Origin of the sequence: Amycolatopsis lexingtonensis, from assembly GCF_014873755.1 — a bacterium.
Classification (GTDB): Bacteria; Actinomycetota; Actinomycetes; order Mycobacteriales; family Pseudonocardiaceae; genus Amycolatopsis; species Amycolatopsis lexingtonensis.
Genome location: NZ_JADBEG010000001.1, coordinates 9,295,666 through 9,311,021, shown reverse-complemented (window position 1 = coordinate 9,311,021; position 15,356 = coordinate 9,295,666). Strand labels below are relative to the sequence as shown.

Annotated in this window: 14 protein-coding genes; 3 read left to right on the top strand and 11 right to left on the bottom strand. The window is 70.5% G+C overall.

The genetic code is table 11. From position 1 onward, the window contains the following. Positions 1-70 precede the first annotated feature (70 nt). Entirely contained in the window at positions 71-445 is a 375-nt protein-coding gene (locus tag H4696_RS43530) for a MarR family winged helix-turn-helix transcriptional regulator (protein WP_086861350.1), read from the top strand. Here the strand turns inward: H4696_RS43530 and H4696_RS43525 are convergent. The 9 genes from H4696_RS43525 to glyA form a co-directional block, all read right to left on the bottom strand. After that, entirely contained in the window at positions 442-1,707 is a 1,266-nt protein-coding gene (locus H4696_RS43525; protein WP_192782850.1) for a S1C family serine protease, read from the bottom strand. The genes H4696_RS43530 and H4696_RS43525 overlap by 4 nt on opposite strands. Positions 1,708-1,905: 198 nt before the next feature. Next, positions 1,906-2,226 carry a hypothetical protein gene (locus H4696_RS43520; protein WP_086858598.1) on the bottom strand — a complete coding sequence of 107 codons (321 nt, stop codon included), beginning with the start codon at positions 2,224-2,226 and terminating at the stop codon, positions 1,906-1,908. Positions 2,227-2,229: 3 nt separating this feature from the next. Next, positions 2,230-4,656: a GcvT family protein gene (locus tag H4696_RS43515; protein WP_086858597.1), complete on the bottom strand. Its 2,427-nt coding sequence runs from the start codon at positions 4,654-4,656 to the stop codon at positions 2,230-2,232. Between the two features lie 10 nt (positions 4,657-4,666). Continuing rightward, the gene (gene purU, locus H4696_RS43510) at positions 4,667-5,509 is read right to left on the bottom strand and encodes a formyltetrahydrofolate deformylase (protein ID WP_086858596.1); all 843 of its coding nucleotides are present in this window, start codon (positions 5,507-5,509) and stop codon (positions 4,667-4,669) included. Further along, positions 5,506-5,973, bottom strand: a complete 468-nt coding sequence (locus tag H4696_RS43505; protein WP_086858595.1) for a sarcosine oxidase subunit gamma — start codon at positions 5,971-5,973, stop codon at positions 5,506-5,508. The genes purU and H4696_RS43505 overlap by 4 nt, the downstream gene beginning before the upstream one ends. Continuing rightward, entirely contained in the window at positions 5,963-8,500 is a 2,538-nt protein-coding gene (locus H4696_RS43500; RefSeq protein ID WP_086858594.1) for a 2Fe-2S iron-sulfur cluster-binding protein, read from the bottom strand. The genes H4696_RS43505 and H4696_RS43500 overlap by 11 nt, the downstream gene beginning before the upstream one ends. Next, positions 8,497-8,775 carry a sarcosine oxidase subunit delta gene (locus H4696_RS43495; RefSeq protein ID WP_086858593.1) on the bottom strand — a complete coding sequence of 93 codons (279 nt, stop codon included), beginning with the start codon at positions 8,773-8,775 and terminating at the stop codon, positions 8,497-8,499. The genes H4696_RS43500 and H4696_RS43495 overlap by 4 nt, the downstream gene beginning before the upstream one ends. Positions 8,776-8,784: 9 nt before the next feature. After that, positions 8,785-9,996 (bottom strand): sarcosine oxidase subunit beta family protein, encoded by a 1,212-nt coding sequence (locus H4696_RS43490; protein ID WP_086858592.1) that lies wholly within the window; start codon positions 9,994-9,996, stop codon positions 8,785-8,787. Then, positions 9,993-11,264 carry a serine hydroxymethyltransferase gene (glyA, locus tag H4696_RS43485; protein ID WP_192782849.1) on the bottom strand — a complete coding sequence of 424 codons (1,272 nt, stop codon included), beginning with the start codon at positions 11,262-11,264 and terminating at the stop codon, positions 9,993-9,995. Before glyA ends, H4696_RS43490 begins: the two co-directional genes overlap by 4 nt. 57 nt (positions 11,265-11,321) lie before the next feature. On the opposite strand from glyA, the gene H4696_RS43480 reads away from it, so the two are divergent. After that, positions 11,322-11,969 carry a GntR family transcriptional regulator gene (locus H4696_RS43480; protein ID WP_086858591.1) on the top strand — a complete coding sequence of 216 codons (648 nt, stop codon included), beginning with the start codon at positions 11,322-11,324 and terminating at the stop codon, positions 11,967-11,969. Here the strand turns inward: H4696_RS43480 and H4696_RS43475 are convergent. Both H4696_RS43475 and H4696_RS43470 read right to left on the bottom strand, forming a co-directional pair. Continuing rightward, positions 11,966-13,090 (bottom strand): aromatic ring-hydroxylating oxygenase subunit alpha, encoded by a 1,125-nt coding sequence (locus tag H4696_RS43475; RefSeq protein WP_086858590.1) that lies wholly within the window; start codon positions 13,088-13,090, stop codon positions 11,966-11,968. The genes H4696_RS43480 and H4696_RS43475 overlap by 4 nt on opposite strands. A 126-nt stretch (positions 13,091-13,216) precedes the next feature. Then, positions 13,217-13,795, bottom strand: a complete 579-nt coding sequence (locus H4696_RS43470) for a TetR/AcrR family transcriptional regulator (RefSeq protein WP_086858589.1) — start codon at positions 13,793-13,795, stop codon at positions 13,217-13,219. 91 nt (positions 13,796-13,886) lie between these two features. On the opposite strand from H4696_RS43470, the gene H4696_RS43465 reads away from it, so the two are divergent. Beyond that, positions 13,887-15,353 carry an aldehyde dehydrogenase family protein gene (locus H4696_RS43465; RefSeq protein WP_086858588.1) on the top strand — a complete coding sequence of 489 codons (1,467 nt, stop codon included), beginning with the start codon at positions 13,887-13,889 and terminating at the stop codon, positions 15,351-15,353. Positions 15,354-15,356 lie beyond the last annotated feature (3 nt).

Below are 15,356 nucleotides of genomic sequence, written 5' to 3'. Positions count from 1 at the left end.
GCACACGCATCTAATGTCTAAGCATTTAATGTATTTGCATCTGATGTCCGTGCATGCTAGGTTGGTCGCCGTGAGCGACGTCGCTGAGCAAGGCCTGGTGCAGGAGTGGCACGAGCTGCTGGCGCGCTACTCGGCCGTGTTCAGCACGCTCGAGTGCCGCCTCCAGGAGCGCCACGGGATCGGCGCGAACGAGTTCGAGGCCCTCGAGCGCCTCGCGACCTGCGACTTCAAGTGCCGCTCGGCCGACCTGACCGGCGCCATCCACCTGAGCCAGAGCGCCACCTCACGGCTGGTCGCCCGGCTGGAGAAGGAAGGCCTGGTCGAGCGTGCGCTGTGCGAGGTGGACCGGCGCGGCATCTTCGTGACGATCACCGACGCCGGCCGTGAGCGCTACCTCGCGGCGAAGCAGACCCACCGCGAAGTGCTGAACGAGACGCTCCGCTAACCCACCGGGCCTTCGATCGCCTTGACCGGCACCTGACGCTGCGCGCCGCCGGCGTTCGTCACCGTCAGGGTCAGCTGGTCGCCCGGGTGGTGGGTGTCCATCACGCTCGTCAACGTCGTCGCCGAGTCGACCGGCTTGCCGTCGATGGCCGTGATGACGTCGCCCGCCGCGAGCCCTGCCTTCTGCGCCGGGCCGCGCGGGACCACCTGGCGGACCTGGGCGCCGCCCTGGCCGTCGGTGACCGAGACGCCGATGAACGCCGTCTTGCCGATGTGGACGGTGTCCGACGCCGTGCCCGCGACGATCTGGTGGGCGATGTCGACGGCCTTGTTGATCGGGATCGCGAAGCCCTGGCCGGCCCCGCCGCTGCGGCGGCCGTTGAGCTGGTAGCCGGTGGACGCGGCGGTGTCGACGCCGATGACCTGCGCGTCCGCGTTGACCAGCGGACCGCCGGAGTCGCCCGATTGGATGTTCGCCCTGACCTGGATCAGGCCCTTGAGCTGCTCGGACGAGCCGCTCGACTCGTCCGACGCCGTGATCGACTGGTCCAGCGCCGTCACCGTGCCGGGCGCGGGCACCGGGTCGCCGCCCTTGCCGCCCGCGTTGCCGAGGCCGAGGATCTGGTCGCCGACCGCGACCTTCGACGAGTCGCCGATGACCGCGGTGGGCAGGCCGGACGCCTTCCGCAGCTGCAGGACGGCGACGTCTTCGCTGCGGTTGTAGCCGACGACGTCCGCCGTGTACGTGTCACCGGTGCCGATGCTGGTGACCTTGATGCTGGTCGCGCCGGCGACGACGTGGTTGTTGGTGAGCACCTCGCCGTCGGGGGTCAGCACGATGCCGGTGCCCGCCGCGGCCGCGCCCTGCAGGCCGAGCTCGGTTTCGACGTTGACGATGGCCGGGTTGACCTTGGCCGACACGGCGTCGACGTCGAGCACCGTCTGCGACGCGCTGGGCTGGCCGGAGAAGCCGAAGTTCTGGTTGCCGCTCGCGGTGGGGTTGTTCGCGTCGGCGATCAGGTGCCCGATGCCGAGCCCGGCGACCACGGCCAGCGCGATCGCGACCACGGTGAGGCTCAGCGCGCGCAGCGGGTGGCGCTTGCGCACCGGCACCGGCGGGGGCGGCGGGTACATCGGCTGGGTGTACTGCGGGTAGGGGCGGCCCCACTGGTCGTAGTACTGCTGCTGGCCGTACTGGCCGTAGTACTGCTGGTGAGGCGGGTATTCGCCGCCGCCCTGCGGTCCTCGGTCGTACTCGCTCATGCACAGCTCCAGCCCTCGACAAGCCTCCGGCCCCTCCAGGAAACGCCGGTTTCCTGAGAATTTCCTGGCGCGCTTCCATGGACTTGCTGTGATTTACCCGAGGACCTCAGCCGGTAACCACCGACGCCGTCAGCCGGGTAGCCCGGTCGCGGAGCGCGGGGACCCGCGGGTCGGCCGCTCCCGAGTGGACCGCGATGCTCACCCCGGCGGCACCCGCTCCGCCAGGTCGAGCACCGCCGCCGCGGCGGTGATCACCTCCGCCGCCGGTTCGCACGCGCGCCGGCGGGCGTCGGCCAGCGCGACCTCCCGCGCCTCACCCGGCGGCAGCCGGTGCGCGCGGGCCAGCGTCCGCGACGCGTGTGCCTCCTTCTCCGCCAGGCGCAGCGCGTGCATGCTCAACGTCTCGGCCGAGAGCAGCGCGGCGGCCTGGGCCACGTGCAGGGCCGCCGTCGCGCCGCCGCCCGGGGACGCTTCGGACGCGAGGGTCTTCAGGTAGTCGCTCATGATCTGATCACGCATGGCTCACCGCCGGATCCGTTCCATGCCGGGGTCGACCAGCGGCTCGGCGGCCACGGTGGCCGCGACCCGGCGGCCGAAGTACTCGATCTCCACGCCGCTGCCGATGTCCGCCGACGCCGGGAGCCACGCGTAGGCGATCGGCCGCCCCACGGTGTACCCGTACGCCGCGCTGGTGACGTAGCCCGAAGCCACGCCGTCGACGAACACCGGTTCCTTGCCCAGCACCACCGTGCGGCCGTCGTCGATCGTCAGGCAGCGCAACCGCCGCGACGGCGTCCGGCCCTCGAGCGCGTCCCGGCCCAGGAACTCCCCCTTTGCCGGGCGCACCGCGAAGTCGACGCCGGCCTCGTACGGATCGTGTTCGGTCGTCATGTCGGTGCCCCACAGCCGGTAGCCCTTTTCCAGCCGCAGGCTGTTGAACGCCGCCCGCCCGGCCGCGATGACGCCGAGAGGTTGCCCGGCCGCCCACAGCGCGTCCCACAGCCGCAAGCCGTTGTCCGCGCTCGTGTAGATCTCCCAGCCGAGTTCGCCCACATAGGACAGTCGCATCGCGACCGCCGGCACGCCGGCGATCCGCGCCTTCCGCGCCCGGAAGTACTTCAGGCCGGCGTGCGAAAAGTCCTCTCGCGACAACGGCTGCACGAGGTCACGGGCCAGCGGGCCCCAGACGCCGATGCAGCACGTCCCGCCGGTGGTGTCCCGGACCTGGACGCCGGGAGGCGCGTGCTTGACGAAGTGGTCGACGTCGATGTTCCCGTTGATCCCGACCTGGAACACCTCCGGTTCGAGCCGTGCCACCGTGACGTCGCTGCGGATGCCGCCGGCGTTGTCGAGCATCAGCGTGTAGGTCACCGAGCCCACCGACTTGTCGAGCTGGTTGGTGGTCAGCGACTGCAGGAACGCCAGCGACCCCGGCCCGCTGATCTCCACGCGCTTCAGCGGGGTCATGTCGTACAGCGCGACGCCGTTGCGCGTCTGCCACGCCTCGGCCGCCGCGATCGGCGAGTGGAACTGCGCCGACCACGCGTCCCGCGCGGGCGGGAGCGCGTCGTGCGGCAGCTTCTTCAGCAGCGGCGCGTTGGCCTCGAACCAGTGCGGCCGCTCCCAGCCACCCGCTTCCAGGAACACCGCGCCCAGCTCGCGCTGCCGGGCGTGGAACGGCGTCACGCGCAGGTCGCGCGGGGAAAGCTTGGGCTGCAACGGGTGCACGACGTCGTAGACCTCGACGAAGCTCTGCTGCGCGGTCTCGTGCACGTACGAGGGCGCGACCTGGACGTCCTCGAAGCGGTGGACGTCGATCTCGTGGGTGTCCACTTGCGCGTGCCCGTCGACGAGCAGCTCGGCGACCGCCTTGGCGATGCCCGCGGAATGCGTCACCCAGATCGCCTCGGCCAGCCAGAACCCGCGGACGTCCGCGGATTCGCCGACCAGCGACTGGCCGTCCGGGGTGAAGGAGAAGATGCCGTTGAAGCCCTCCTCGACCTTGGTCTGGCGCAGCTCGGGCAGCAGCAGCTTGCTCTGTTCCCACGACGGCGCGAAGTCGTCCTCGGTGAAGGGCAGCATCGACGGCATCGCGGTTTCGGTCACCGAATGATCCAATGTGGACTCTTCGACCGGCATCGGCCGGTGCGCGTAGGAGCCGATGCCGATCCGGTCGACGTGCTCGCGGAAGTACAGGTCCTGGTCCTGGTGGCGCAGGATCGGCAGGCTCGCCTCGACCTCCTCGGTGTTGCGCCCGGCGAGTTCCGCGACCGGCCCGGTCTTCGCGTACTGGTGCGCCAGCGGCAGCAGCGGGACGTCCATCCCCGCCATCGCGCCGATCTCGCGGCCCCAGAACCCCGCGCAGGAGACGACGACGTCGGCCGGGAAGTCGCCCTGATCGGTGCGGACCCCGGTGACGCGCCCGCGTTCCTGGAGGACGTCGGTCACCTTCGTTGCCCCGATGAACCGCGCACCGCGTGCGGTCGCCCGGGAAGCCAGCACCTCAACGGCTTTCGCGGCCAATGCCAGGCCGTCGGTCGGCGTGTGCAACGCGCCCAGCACCTGCGACCCGTCCAGCAGCGGCCAGCGGTCCACGCACTCGGCCGCGTCGATCAGCCGCCCGGGCACGCCCCACGACGTCGCCCAGCCGTGCTTGCGCTTGAGGTCCTCCCAGCGGGCGGGCGTCGTCGCGACCTCCATGCCGCCGACCTGGTTGAAGCAGTCCAGGGTCAGGAACTTCTCCACGGTGTAGCGCGCGAAGTCCGTCATCGCCTTGGACGCGTTGGTCTGGAACACCAGGCCGGGCGCGTGGGACGTCGACCCGCCGGTGCGCGGCAGCGGGCCGCGGTCCAGCACGGTGACGTCGGTCCAGCCGCGGGCGGTCAGCTCGTCGGCCAGGTTCGCGCCGACGATGCCGGCGCCGATGATCACGACTCGCGGTGCGGTCATGGCGGATCTCCTAACGGAAGACGACGGTGCTGTTGCCGTTGAGCAGGACCCGGCGTTCGCAGTGCCAGCGGACCGCGCGGGAGAGGGCGAGGGCTTCGGCGTCGCGGCCGACGGTCACGAGCTCGCGCGGCGAGTACGTGTGGTCGACGCGCTGCACCTCCTGCTCGATGATCGGGCCCTCGTCGAGGTCGGGCGTGACGTAGTGCGCGGTCGCGCCGACGTACTTGACGCCGCGGTCGTAGGCCTGGTGGTAGGGCTTGGCGCCCTTGAAGCCGGGCAGGAACGAGTGGTGGATGTTGATCGCGCGGCCTTCGAGCTTCTGGCACAGCTCGTTGGACAGCACCTGCATGTACCGCGCGAGCACGACGAGATCGGCCTCGTACTCCCCGACCAGGTCCAGGAGCCGTTGCTCCGCCTCGGGTTTGGTGTCCGGCGTGACCGGGACGTGCACGAATGGGACGCCGGCCGCCTCGGCCATCGGCCGCAGGTCTTCGTGGTTCGAGACGACCACGGCGATCTCGGCGCCGAGGCCGCCCGCGCGCCAGCGGAACAGCAGGTCGTTGAGGCAGTGCCCGAACTTCGAGACCAGCACGAGGATCCGCGGTGGCGTACCGTCGGAGAAGCCGAACTCCATGCCGAAGTCTCCGGCCACTGGGGCGAACGCGCGGGTCAGGTCGTCCACTGTAGTCTCTTCGGCGGACGTGAAGGACGTGCGCAGGAACAGCGAGCCGCGGACGTCGTCGTCGAACTGCTGGTGCTCGACGATGTCGCAGCCCTGCCCGACCAGGAACGTCGTGACGGCGTGCACGATGCCCGAGCGTTCGGGGCACTTGAGCGTCAGGGTGAAGGTCACGAGACGTACTCCAGGCTCGCGTCGGCCAGCCAGGCGTGGAAGTAGTCCGAAAAGGACTGCCGCACGAGGATGGTGAAGCCTTCTTCCCGGACCATCAGCACGATCCCGGTACGCGCCAGCAAGGTCTGCACGCACGTACCCGGCGGCGAAACCTCCAGGTCGATCGAGCACCCGTGCGCCAGCACGTCGGCCGCGTGCGAGCCGGTCAGCCGCACGACATTGCGCTGCGCCGACACGTCCACGACGGCGTCACTTTCACGTGAAAGTGCCGCTTCCAGCTCGGCCTGGCGGCCGGGCTCGGCGAGGACCAGGTACTCGTCGGGGCCCATCCAGAGGATGTCGGCGCCGTTGCCGCTGGTGTAGGTGCACGGGCCGGGCAGCGGGACACCGAGCAGGGTCCGCCCGTCGCGGAGGCGCACGGTGAGCTGGGTGCGGAACGGTTCTTCGACCACGTCAACCGTCACGGCGGGCTCCTTCCTTGTCGAAGAGGACGGATTCGGTCACGGTCACCGGCACGACCTGATCGCCGACGGGGACGAACAGCGTTTCGCCGATCCGCTCGCGGCCCGAGTGCACCAAGGCGAGCGCGAAGGTGCGGCCGAGGGCCACGCTGTCGTAGCTGGAGGTGACGTGGCCGAGCATCCGCACCGGCGGTTCCGGCACGACTTCCGATTCGATGATCTGCGAGCCCTCGGGCAGCAGCACCGACGGGTCGACCGGCAGCAGGCCGACGAATTGCTTGCGGTCCGGCCGGTTGTTCTCGGCACGGGCGAAGGAGCGCTTGCCGAGGAAGTCGGCCTTCTTCTTCGACACCGCCCAGGACATGCCGAGGTCCTGCGGAGTGACCGTGCCGTCGGTGTCCTGGCCGATGATCGGGTAGCCCTTCTCGGCGCGCAGGACGTGCATGGTCTCGGTGCCGTACGGCGTGGCGCCTTCGTCCACAATGGCCTGCCAGAGCGCCGGACCGTGCCACGACGGGACGTTGATCTCGTAGGCCAGCTCACCGGAGAAGCTGATCCGGCAGACCCGCGCCGCGAGCCCGGCGACCTCGGCGTCCTGCCAGGTCATGAACCCGAAGGACTCGTTGGAGACATCGAGGCCGGGCGCCAGGCGGCCGAGGACTTCCCGCGAGCGCGGGCCGACCAGCGGGAGCGTGGTCCAGTGCTCGGTCACCGACGTCGCGAAAACGCGCAGGTGCGGCCACTCCGTCTGCAGCCACTCTTCCATCCACTCGAGGACCATGGCCGCGTTGCCGGTCGTGGTCGTGACCAGGAAGCGCTCCTCGCCGACGCGGATCACGGTCCCGTCGTCGATCACCATGCCGTCGACGCCGCACATCACGCCATAGCGGATCCGGCCGACCTTCAAGGTGCTCATCATGTTCGTGTAGAGCATGTCGAGGAACCAGCCGGCGTCCGGGCCCTGGACGTCGATCTTGCCCAACGTGGACCCGTCCATCACCGCGACGTCGTTGCGCGCCGCGTGGCATTCACGCCGCACGGCGTCGCGCATCGACTCGCCGGACCGCGGGTAGTACCACGGGCGCTTCCACTGCCCGACGTTCTCGAACTCGGCGCCGTGCTCGACGTGCCACGGGTGGATCGTGGTGACGCGCACGGGATCGTGCAGCTCGCCGCGGTTCCGGCCGGCCAGCGCGGCGAACGAGACCGGCGTGTAGGGCGGGCGGAACGTCGTCGGGCGGCGGTCGGCGAGGTCGACGCCGAGGGCTTCGGCGGTGATGCCGGCCGCGAGCATGCCGGACGTCTTGCCCTGGTCGTGCGCGGTGCCGATGGTCGTGTACCGCTTGACGTGCTCCAGCGAGGTGAGCCCGGCGCCGGTGGCGCGCAGGACGTCGGACACCGTGGCATCGCGCTGCTGGTCGACGAACCGCGTGTCCACTTCGGACTCGGGCGCGGGCACCTGCCACAGCACCTTGGTCTCGGGCAGCCCCTCGCCCGCGGCCGCGCCGACGACGGTCACGTTCGGGAGGGAACCGTCCGGAACGTAGGAGCCGAGTTCCGGGGAGTAGCGCAGGGTCCCGCGAGCCTGGCTGTAGAGGTGCACGGCCGGGTTCCAGCCGCCGGAGACGAGCAGCAGGTCGCACTCGACCCGCTCCCCCCGCGTATCGCCCAGTTTCGCCACATGGGCCGCCGTGATGTGGGAGTCGCCGTCGGTGCCGATGATGCCGTAACCCTCGCGGGCGTCGACGATCCGCACGATCTCGGCCCCGGCCGCGGCCAGATCGGTGGCGGCGTCGTACGCGGAGTCGTTGGTGGTGAACACGACCACGCGCTGCCCAACCAAGACTCCGTACCGGTTCAAGTACGTCCGCGCGGCCGAAGCGAGCATGATGCCGGGGCGGTCGTTGTCCGGGAACACGATCGGCCGCTCGTGGGCGCCGGTCGCGATGACGATCCGCTTCGCGCGGATCCGCCAGACCCGCTGCCGCGAAATGCGTTCGGGGGCCACGGGCTCGCCCCGGCGTTCCAGAGCGAGCACGAAACCGTCGTCGTAGACGCCGAACGCCGTGGTGCGCGAGAGGAACCGGACGCCCTCGGGAGCTTCGCCGTCGGGCTGGTCGTCGACGAGCAGCACCCGGCCCGACGCGGCGGCTGCGGCAGCGCGACCGGCGGGTCCGGCGCCGATCACCAGGACGTCGCAGTGGGCGTGCTTCGTGTCGTACCGCGCGGGGTCCGGTTCGGTGGACAGGCGGCCTTGACCGGACAGGCCTCGCGCGACCAGACCGTCGTACAACTCGACCGTCGTCGCGGACAGCATCGGCTCCGGGAACGGCTTTTCGATCTGCACCAAGGCGTTCGAGTCCTCGACACCGGCGCCGACGATGCCGCGCGGGCGGCCGTACTTGATGCTGGTCGCGACCCGGTGGATGCCGTTGGCCAGCAACGCGGACGCCAGGGTGTCGCCGAGGTAGCCGGTCAGCTCGCGGCCGTCGAAGGTGAACTTCAGCGGCACGCCGGACAGTCGGGTCATGAGATCACCGGCCGGGGCTCGTCGAGGCGGTAGACCGCCTTCAGGTCGTGGGTGCGGGTGTCGCGGACGGCGTTGAACCACCGGCGGCAGCCCGCGGCGTGGCTCCAGCGCTCGGCGAACGGCCCGCTCGGGTTCTCGCGGAAGAACACGAACTTCGCCCAGTCCTCATCGGACAGTGCCGACGGGTCCGCCGGGTAGGCGACGTGCGCCTGGCCGCCGTAGTGGAACTCGGCTTCCTCGCGGGGCCCGCACCAGGGGCAAGGGATCAGCTGCATCGAACACTCCTAGTGCGCGACGGCGGCGGCGCCGTGCTCGTCGACGAGGGCACCGGTGGTGAACCGGTCGAGGGTGAACGGCTCGGCGTACTCGTGCGGCTTGCCCCGCGCGATGGTCTGCGCGAAGACGTCGCCGACGCCGGGCGTGGCCTTGAACCCGCCGGTGCCCCAGCCGCAGTTGAGGAACAGGTTCTCCACCGGGGTGAGCCCGATGATCGGCGACGCGTCCGGACTGACGTCGACGATCCCGGCCCACGTCCGCAGCAGGTGCGCCCGCGCGAACACCGGGAACAGCTCCAGCGCGGCGGCCATCTGCTCTTCGATGATGTGGAACGAGCCGCGCTGGCCGTAGCCGTTGTAGCTGTCGATGCCCGCGCCCATCACGAGTTCGCCCTTGTGCGCCTGGGAAACGTAGACGTGCACGGCGTTCGACATGACGACCGTCGGGTGGACCGGCTCCAGCAGCTCGGACACCAGCGCCTGCAGCGGGTGCGAGTTCAGCGGCAGCTCGAGCCCCACCATGCGCGCCAGCACCGACGTGTGCCCGGCCGCGCACAGCGCGACCTTGCCCGCGGCGATCCGGCCCCTGCTGGTGTCCACCCCGGTCACCCGGCCGTCCACTGTGGAGATACCGGTGACTTCGCAGTTCTGGATGAGGTCGACGCCCAGTTCGTGCGCAGCGCGGGCGAAGCCCCAAGCGACGTAGTCATGCTTGGCGATGCCCGCGCGCGGCTGGAAGGTCGCGCCGAGCACCGGGTAGCGGACGTCCGGCGAGGTGTTGACGATCGGGCAGATTTCCTTGACGCCGTCGGCGTCCACCCATTCGGCGTCGATGCCGTTGAGCTTGTTGGCCTCGACGCGGCGGACGCTGTCGCGGACGTCCTGCAGGGTGTGCGCGAGGTTCAGCACCCCGCGCTGGCTGAACAGGATCGGGTAGCCGAGGTCCTCCTCGAGCCCCTCCCACAGCTTGAGCGAGTGCTCGTAGATGCCGGAGCTCTCGTCCCAGAGGTAGTTGGAGCGGATGATCGTGGTGTTGCGGGCCATGTTGCCGCCCGCGAGCCAGCCCTTCTCCAGCACCGCCACGTTCGTGATGCCCTGCTTGGCGAGGTAGTACGCCGTGGCGAGGCCGTGCCCGCCGCCACCGACGACGACCACGTCGTAGCTCTTGCGGGGCTCGGGGTTGTCCCAGAGGAAGTCCGGGTGCTCCGGCAGGTCGGTCATCGGGTCTCCTCCCCGGGGTACAGCGGGAACGCTTCGGCGAGCGCGGTGACGCGGGCCCGCAGCTTCTCGACGTCGCAGCCGGGCTTGAGCGCTTCGGCGATGACATCGGCGGCCTCGCGGAACTCGGCGTCGCCGAAGCCGCGCGTGGCCAAGGCCGGCGTGCCGATCCGCAGGCCGGACGTCACCATCGGCGGGCGCGGGTCGAACGGGACGGCGTTGCGGTTGACCGTGATGCCGACCTCGTGCAGCCGGTCCTCGGCCTGCTTGCCGTCCAGCTCGGAGCCGCGCAGGTCGACGAGCACCAGGTGGACGTCGGTGCCGCCGGTCAGCACGTCGATCCCCGCTTCCAGGAGCCGCTCGGCGAGGATCTTCGCGCCGCGCAGAGTCCGCTGCTGGCGTTCGGCGAACTCCGGCTCGGCCGCCATCTTGAACGCGACGGCCTTGGCGGCGATGACGTGCTCGAGCGGGCCGCCCTGCTGACCGGGGAAGACGGCGGAGTTGACCTTCTTGGCCAGCGCCGGGTCGTTCGTCAGCACGACGCCGCCGCGCGGGCCGCCGAGGGTCTTGTGGGTGGTGGTCGTCGTGACGTGCGCGTGCGGCACCGGCGACGGGTGCAGCCCGGCGGCGACCAGCCCGGCGAAGTGCGCCATGTCGACCATCAGGTACGCGCCGGCCTCGTCGGCGATCTCGCGGAAGCGGGCGAAGTCCAGCTGCCGCGGGTAGGCCGACCAGCCGGCGATGATCAGCTTCGGCCGGTGCTCGCGGGCCAGCCGCGCGACCTCGGCCATGTCGACGCGGTAGTCCTTTTCGGACACTTCGTACGCGGCGACGTCGTAGAGCAGGCCGGAGAAATTGATCCGCATGCCGTGCGTCAGGTGGCCGCCGTGGGCGAGCGAGAGGCCGAGGATCTTGTCCCCGGGCTTGAGGAGCGCGGCCATCGCGGCGGCGTTGGCCTGGGCGCCCGAGTGCGGCTGGACGTTGGCGAAACCCGCGCCGAACAGCGCCTTGACGCGGTCGATGGCGAGCTGTTCGAGGACGTCGACGTGCTCGCAGCCGCCGTAGTAGCGACGGCCGGGGTAGCCCTCGGCGTACTTGTTGGTGAGCACCGAGCCCTGGGCCTGGAGCACGCTGAGCGGGGCGAAGTTCTCGGAGGCGATCATCTCCAGCGTCGTCCGCTGACGGCGCAGCTCGGCGCCGATCGCTTCGGCGACCGCCGGGTCGTAGTCGGCCAGGGTCCGGTTGAGCACTGGGTCGATCGTCGCGGTCATCGCAGACCTTCCGTGGTCGACTTCTGATATATCAATCGTCGATGTAGGCTAAGCGGCGTGCATCCCCAGGTCAATCCCCCTTCGCTGGCCGAACAGGCGTATCTCTTCGTCCGCGACCGGCTCGTCATGCTCGACATCCCGCCGGGCTCCCCCATCAACGAAGAGGAGCTCGGCACCACGCTCGGCATGGGCCGCACGCCGATCCGCGAGGCGCTGAAACGCCTGGAGTCCGAGCGGCTGGTCGTCGCCTACCCGCGGCGCGGGACGTTCGCCACCGACGTCAACATCTCCGACCTCGCGCACATCTCCGAGGTCCGGCGCACGCTGGAGCCGATGGCGACGGCCGCCGCGGCCGCGCGCGCGACCGCGGCCGACCGGGCGACCCTGACCGAGCTGCGCGCGGGCCTCGACGCCGGCGTCCCGGCCGGCGACAACGCCGAGCTGCTGCGCACCGACCTCGCCCTGCACCGGGCGATCTACCGCTGCGTGCACAACCCGTACCTCGAGGACACGCTGATCCGGTACGACAACCTCGCGACCCGGATCTGGTGCGTGTTCGTGCCCCGGCTGTCCGGGATGGCCGGCCACGTCGACGAGCACGTCCCGCTCCTCACCGCGATCATCGAGGGCGACGCCGAGAAGGCGGCCGCGCTGACGCAGGCGCACGTCACCGGGTTCGAGGCCGCCATCCGGGCGCTGGTCTAACCGGCGGCCAGCCGGGCGCGGACCCAGTCGTGGAACGCGCCGATGTGGTGCTCGCTGGGCACGAGCACCCCGCCGTTGACGTAGGAGCGCGAGTCCATGGCGAGCTGGCAACGCTCGCACGCCTCGAAGTCCTGCAGGTTGACGCGGTGGAACAGCTCGACCGACCGGCTCAGGTCGCGCCCGGACTCGACCACCTCCGGCAGGTACAGCCAGTCGCAACGCACCAGCGTCCGGTCCGGGGCGAGCGGGAACATCCGGTGCAGGATGACGTGGTCCGGCACCAGGTTGACGAAGACGCCCGGCTTGATGGTGATCGCGTAGTACTTGCGGTCCTGGGCTTCGGTGACGCCGGGCAGCCGGTCGACGCCTTCGGAGCCGTCGATCGTGAAGCCCTTGATCTCGCCGCCGAATTCGGCGCCGTGGCCGACGTAGTACTGCGCGGCGTAGCCGTCGGCGAACTCCGGGAGCACCTCGGTGAGCTCCGGGTGGATCGTCGCGCAGTGGTAGCACTCCATGAAGTTCTCGATGATCTGCTTCCAGTTCGCCTTCACGTCGTACTCGATGCGCTTGCCCAGCGCGAGGCCGTCGATGCCGTAGGCGTCGATCTCGGCAGGCCCGCCGAGCCGTTCGGTGACCGCGCCGACGACGGTCTCCTCGAACGACGGCGGCTCGTCGGCCAGGCAGACCCAGGCGTAGCCGAGCCACTCGCGCAGGTGGACCTTCGTGAGGCCGAACTCGGTCCGGTCGACGTCCGGCATCCCGGTGAGGTTCGGCGCGGCGACGAGCTTGCCGTCCAGCCCGTACGTCCAGGCGTGGTACGGGCACTGGAAGGCGCGCTTCACCGTGCCGCTCTCGGCCGTGCAGAGCCGGGCGCCGCGGTGGCGGCAGACGTTGAGGAACGCGTTGAGCTTGCCGTCGCGGCCCCGGGAGACGAGGACGCTCTCCTTGCCGACCTGGACGGTCTCGAACGCCCCGGGCCCGGCGAGGTCGGCGCTGCGCACGGCGCAGAACCAGTCCGCCTCGAAGATCTTCGCCTGTTCCAGCGCGAAGATCGCCGGGTCGGTGTAGGAGGCGCCCGGCAGGGTGGCGAGCAGGCTCGGCGGGAGATCGATTGCGGTCACCGGCGTGGTCCTCTCCGCGGATCAGTTCGGGAGTTGCGCAGAACGCGTCTTGTTGCTCACTCCGGAACAGAGTGACTGCCGCCACGCACGGCTGTCAACCCGTGTTTTTCAATGCCCGCAGGAGGTTCAGGCGGCCGGGCCGTCGATCGCCCGCCGGAACAGTGTTTCGATCTCCGCGCGGCCCGGCCGGGGGTCGGCCAGCGCCAGCTGCATCAGCAGGCCGCAGAACAAGCCGGCCAGCAGGCGGCCGGTGAGCGGGTCGGTCCGGGAGCCGAAGAACGCGATGAGCGCTTCGTCCCACGCCGCGCTCGCCTTGCGCAGCGCCGGCCGGTGCAGGGCCGCGACGTACAGGTCGTACTCGACCACGGTGTCGCGGTACTGCTCGGTGATGTAGCCCATCACCAGGTCGGCGAGCGCCGCGGCGAAGTCGGCGTCCGGCGGGAGCGCGGCCTCCCACTCCTTCAGCGCGTGGACGTTCTTCTCGGCGGCCTCGTGCAGGGCGACCTCCAGCAGGTCGTCCAGCGTCGCGAAGTGGTAGGTCGTCGAGCCGAGCGGGACGCCGGCCGCCGCGGCGACCGAGCGGTGCGTGACCCCGTCGATCCCGCGCTGGGCGACCACCTCGATCGCCGCCTTGGCGATCCGCGCGCGCCGTTCGGGGTCGTTCGGACCGCGGCGCCGCGTCGCGCCGGGTTCGCTCTTGGCCATCGAGCCCCCTTGTGGACATCTGTACACACTTCGCGTACAAATGTACGCACTCCAGGCACCGAGCAGCCACTACCGATCCGGGAAGGGCCGCATGAAAGACCTGTACATCGACGGGAGCTGGGCGGACGCCGCGGCCGGAACGCACTCCGACGTGCTGAACCCCGCCACCGGCGAGGTCATCGAGACCGTCGCCGAGGCCGGCCGCGAAGAGGTCGGCGCCGCCGTCGAAGCCGCTCGCCGGGCCTTCGACGACGGCCCGTGGCGCCGCACGACCGCCGCCGAGCGCAGCGCGCTGCTGCGCAAGACGGCCGACCTCCTGGTCCGCGACCGCGAGGAACTGGCCCGCACCGAGAGCCTCGACACCGGCAAGACGCTGGGCGAAGGCCGCATCGACATCGACGACGTGACGAACGTCTTCCGCTACTACGCCGGCCTCGCGGACAAGGACGCCGGACGGCTGGTCGACGCGGGCAGCGCGACCGTCGTCAGCCGGATCGTGCACGAGCCCGTCGGCGTCTGCGCGCTGATCGCGCCGTGGAACTACCCGCTGCTCCAGATGTCCTGGAAGGTCGCGCCCGCCCTCGCCGCGGGCAACACGATCGTGCTCAAGCCGAGCGAGGTCACGCCGCTGACCACGATCCGGCTGGTCGCCCTGCTGGACGAGGCCGGCGCGCCACCCGGCGTCGTCAACCTGCTGCTCGGCCCGGGCCACGTCGGCGCGGCGATGGTCGAGCACCCGGCCGTGGACCTGGTGTCCTTCACCGGCGGCTACGCGACCGGCGAGAAGATCATGACCGCCGCCGCGAAGGGCGTCCGGCGGGTCGCCCTCGAACTCGGCGGCAAGAACCCGAACGTGGTCTTCGCCGACGCCGACTACGACACCGCGCTGGACTACGCGCTGATGGCCGCGTTCGTCCATTCGGGACAGGTCTGTTCGGCGGGCGCGCGGTTGATCGTCCAAGATGGAATCCATGACCGGTTCGTCGCGGACCTCGCCGCGCGCGCCGAAAAGATCCGGGTCGGCGACGGTCTCGACCCCGCGACCGAGACGGGCCCGCTCGTCTCGGCGCAGCACCGCGCGAAGGTGGAGGGCTACATCGAAAGCGCTCTCCGGGACGGCGCCACGCTCCGGGCGGGCGGCAAGCGCCCCGAAGGACCGGAGTACGAAAAGGGTTTCTTCCTCCGCCCGACCGTGTTTTCCGACTGCACCAGGGACATGGCGATCGTCCGGGAAGAGGTCTTCGGCCCGGTCGTCACCGTGGAACGCTTCGCCGAAGAGGCCGACGCGATCGCGCTGGCCAACGACACCGAATACGGGCTCGCCGGAGCCGTGTGGACGTCGGACGCGTCCCGCGCCCAGCGGGTCGCCGGGGCCCTGCGCCACGGCACCGTGTGGATCAACGACTACCACCCCTACCTGCCGCAGGCGGAGTGGGGCGGGTTCGGCAGATCCGGCATCGGCCGCGAGCTCGGACCGTCCGGGCTCGCGGAGTACCAGGAGAGCAAGCACGTCTACCAGAACATCGATCCCGTTCCGCAGCACTGGTTCAAAGGCTGACCC

Bases quoted from the DNA above. Each gene is read 5' to 3' on its own strand.
- H4696_RS43465 (WP_086858588.1), top strand. From the start codon at position 13,887: ATGAAAGACCTGTACATCGACGGGAGCTGGGCGGACGCCGCGGCCGGA.
- H4696_RS43490 (WP_086858592.1), bottom strand. From the start codon at position 9,996: ATGACCGACCTGCCGGAGCACCCGGACTTCCTCTGGGACAACCCCGAG.
- H4696_RS43515 (WP_086858597.1), bottom strand. From the start codon at position 4,656: ATGACCGCACCGCGAGTCGTGATCATCGGCGCCGGCATCGTCGGCGCG.
- H4696_RS43470 (WP_086858589.1), bottom strand. From the start codon at position 13,795: ATGGCCAAGAGCGAACCCGGCGCGACGCGGCGCCGCGGTCCGAACGAC.
- H4696_RS43495 (WP_086858593.1), bottom strand. From the start codon at position 8,775: ATGCAGCTGATCCCTTGCCCCTGGTGCGGGCCCCGCGAGGAAGCCGAG.
- H4696_RS43520 (WP_086858598.1), bottom strand. From the start codon at position 2,226: ATGCGTGATCAGATCATGAGCGACTACCTGAAGACCCTCGCGTCCGAA.
- glyA (WP_192782849.1), bottom strand. From the start codon at position 11,264: ATGACCGCGACGATCGACCCAGTGCTCAACCGGACCCTGGCCGACTAC.
- H4696_RS43500 (WP_086858594.1), bottom strand. From the start codon at position 8,500: ATGACCCGACTGTCCGGCGTGCCGCTGAAGTTCACCTTCGACGGCCGC.
- H4696_RS43525 (WP_192782850.1), bottom strand. From the start codon at position 1,707: ATGAGCGAGTACGACCGAGGACCGCAGGGCGGCGGCGAATACCCGCCT.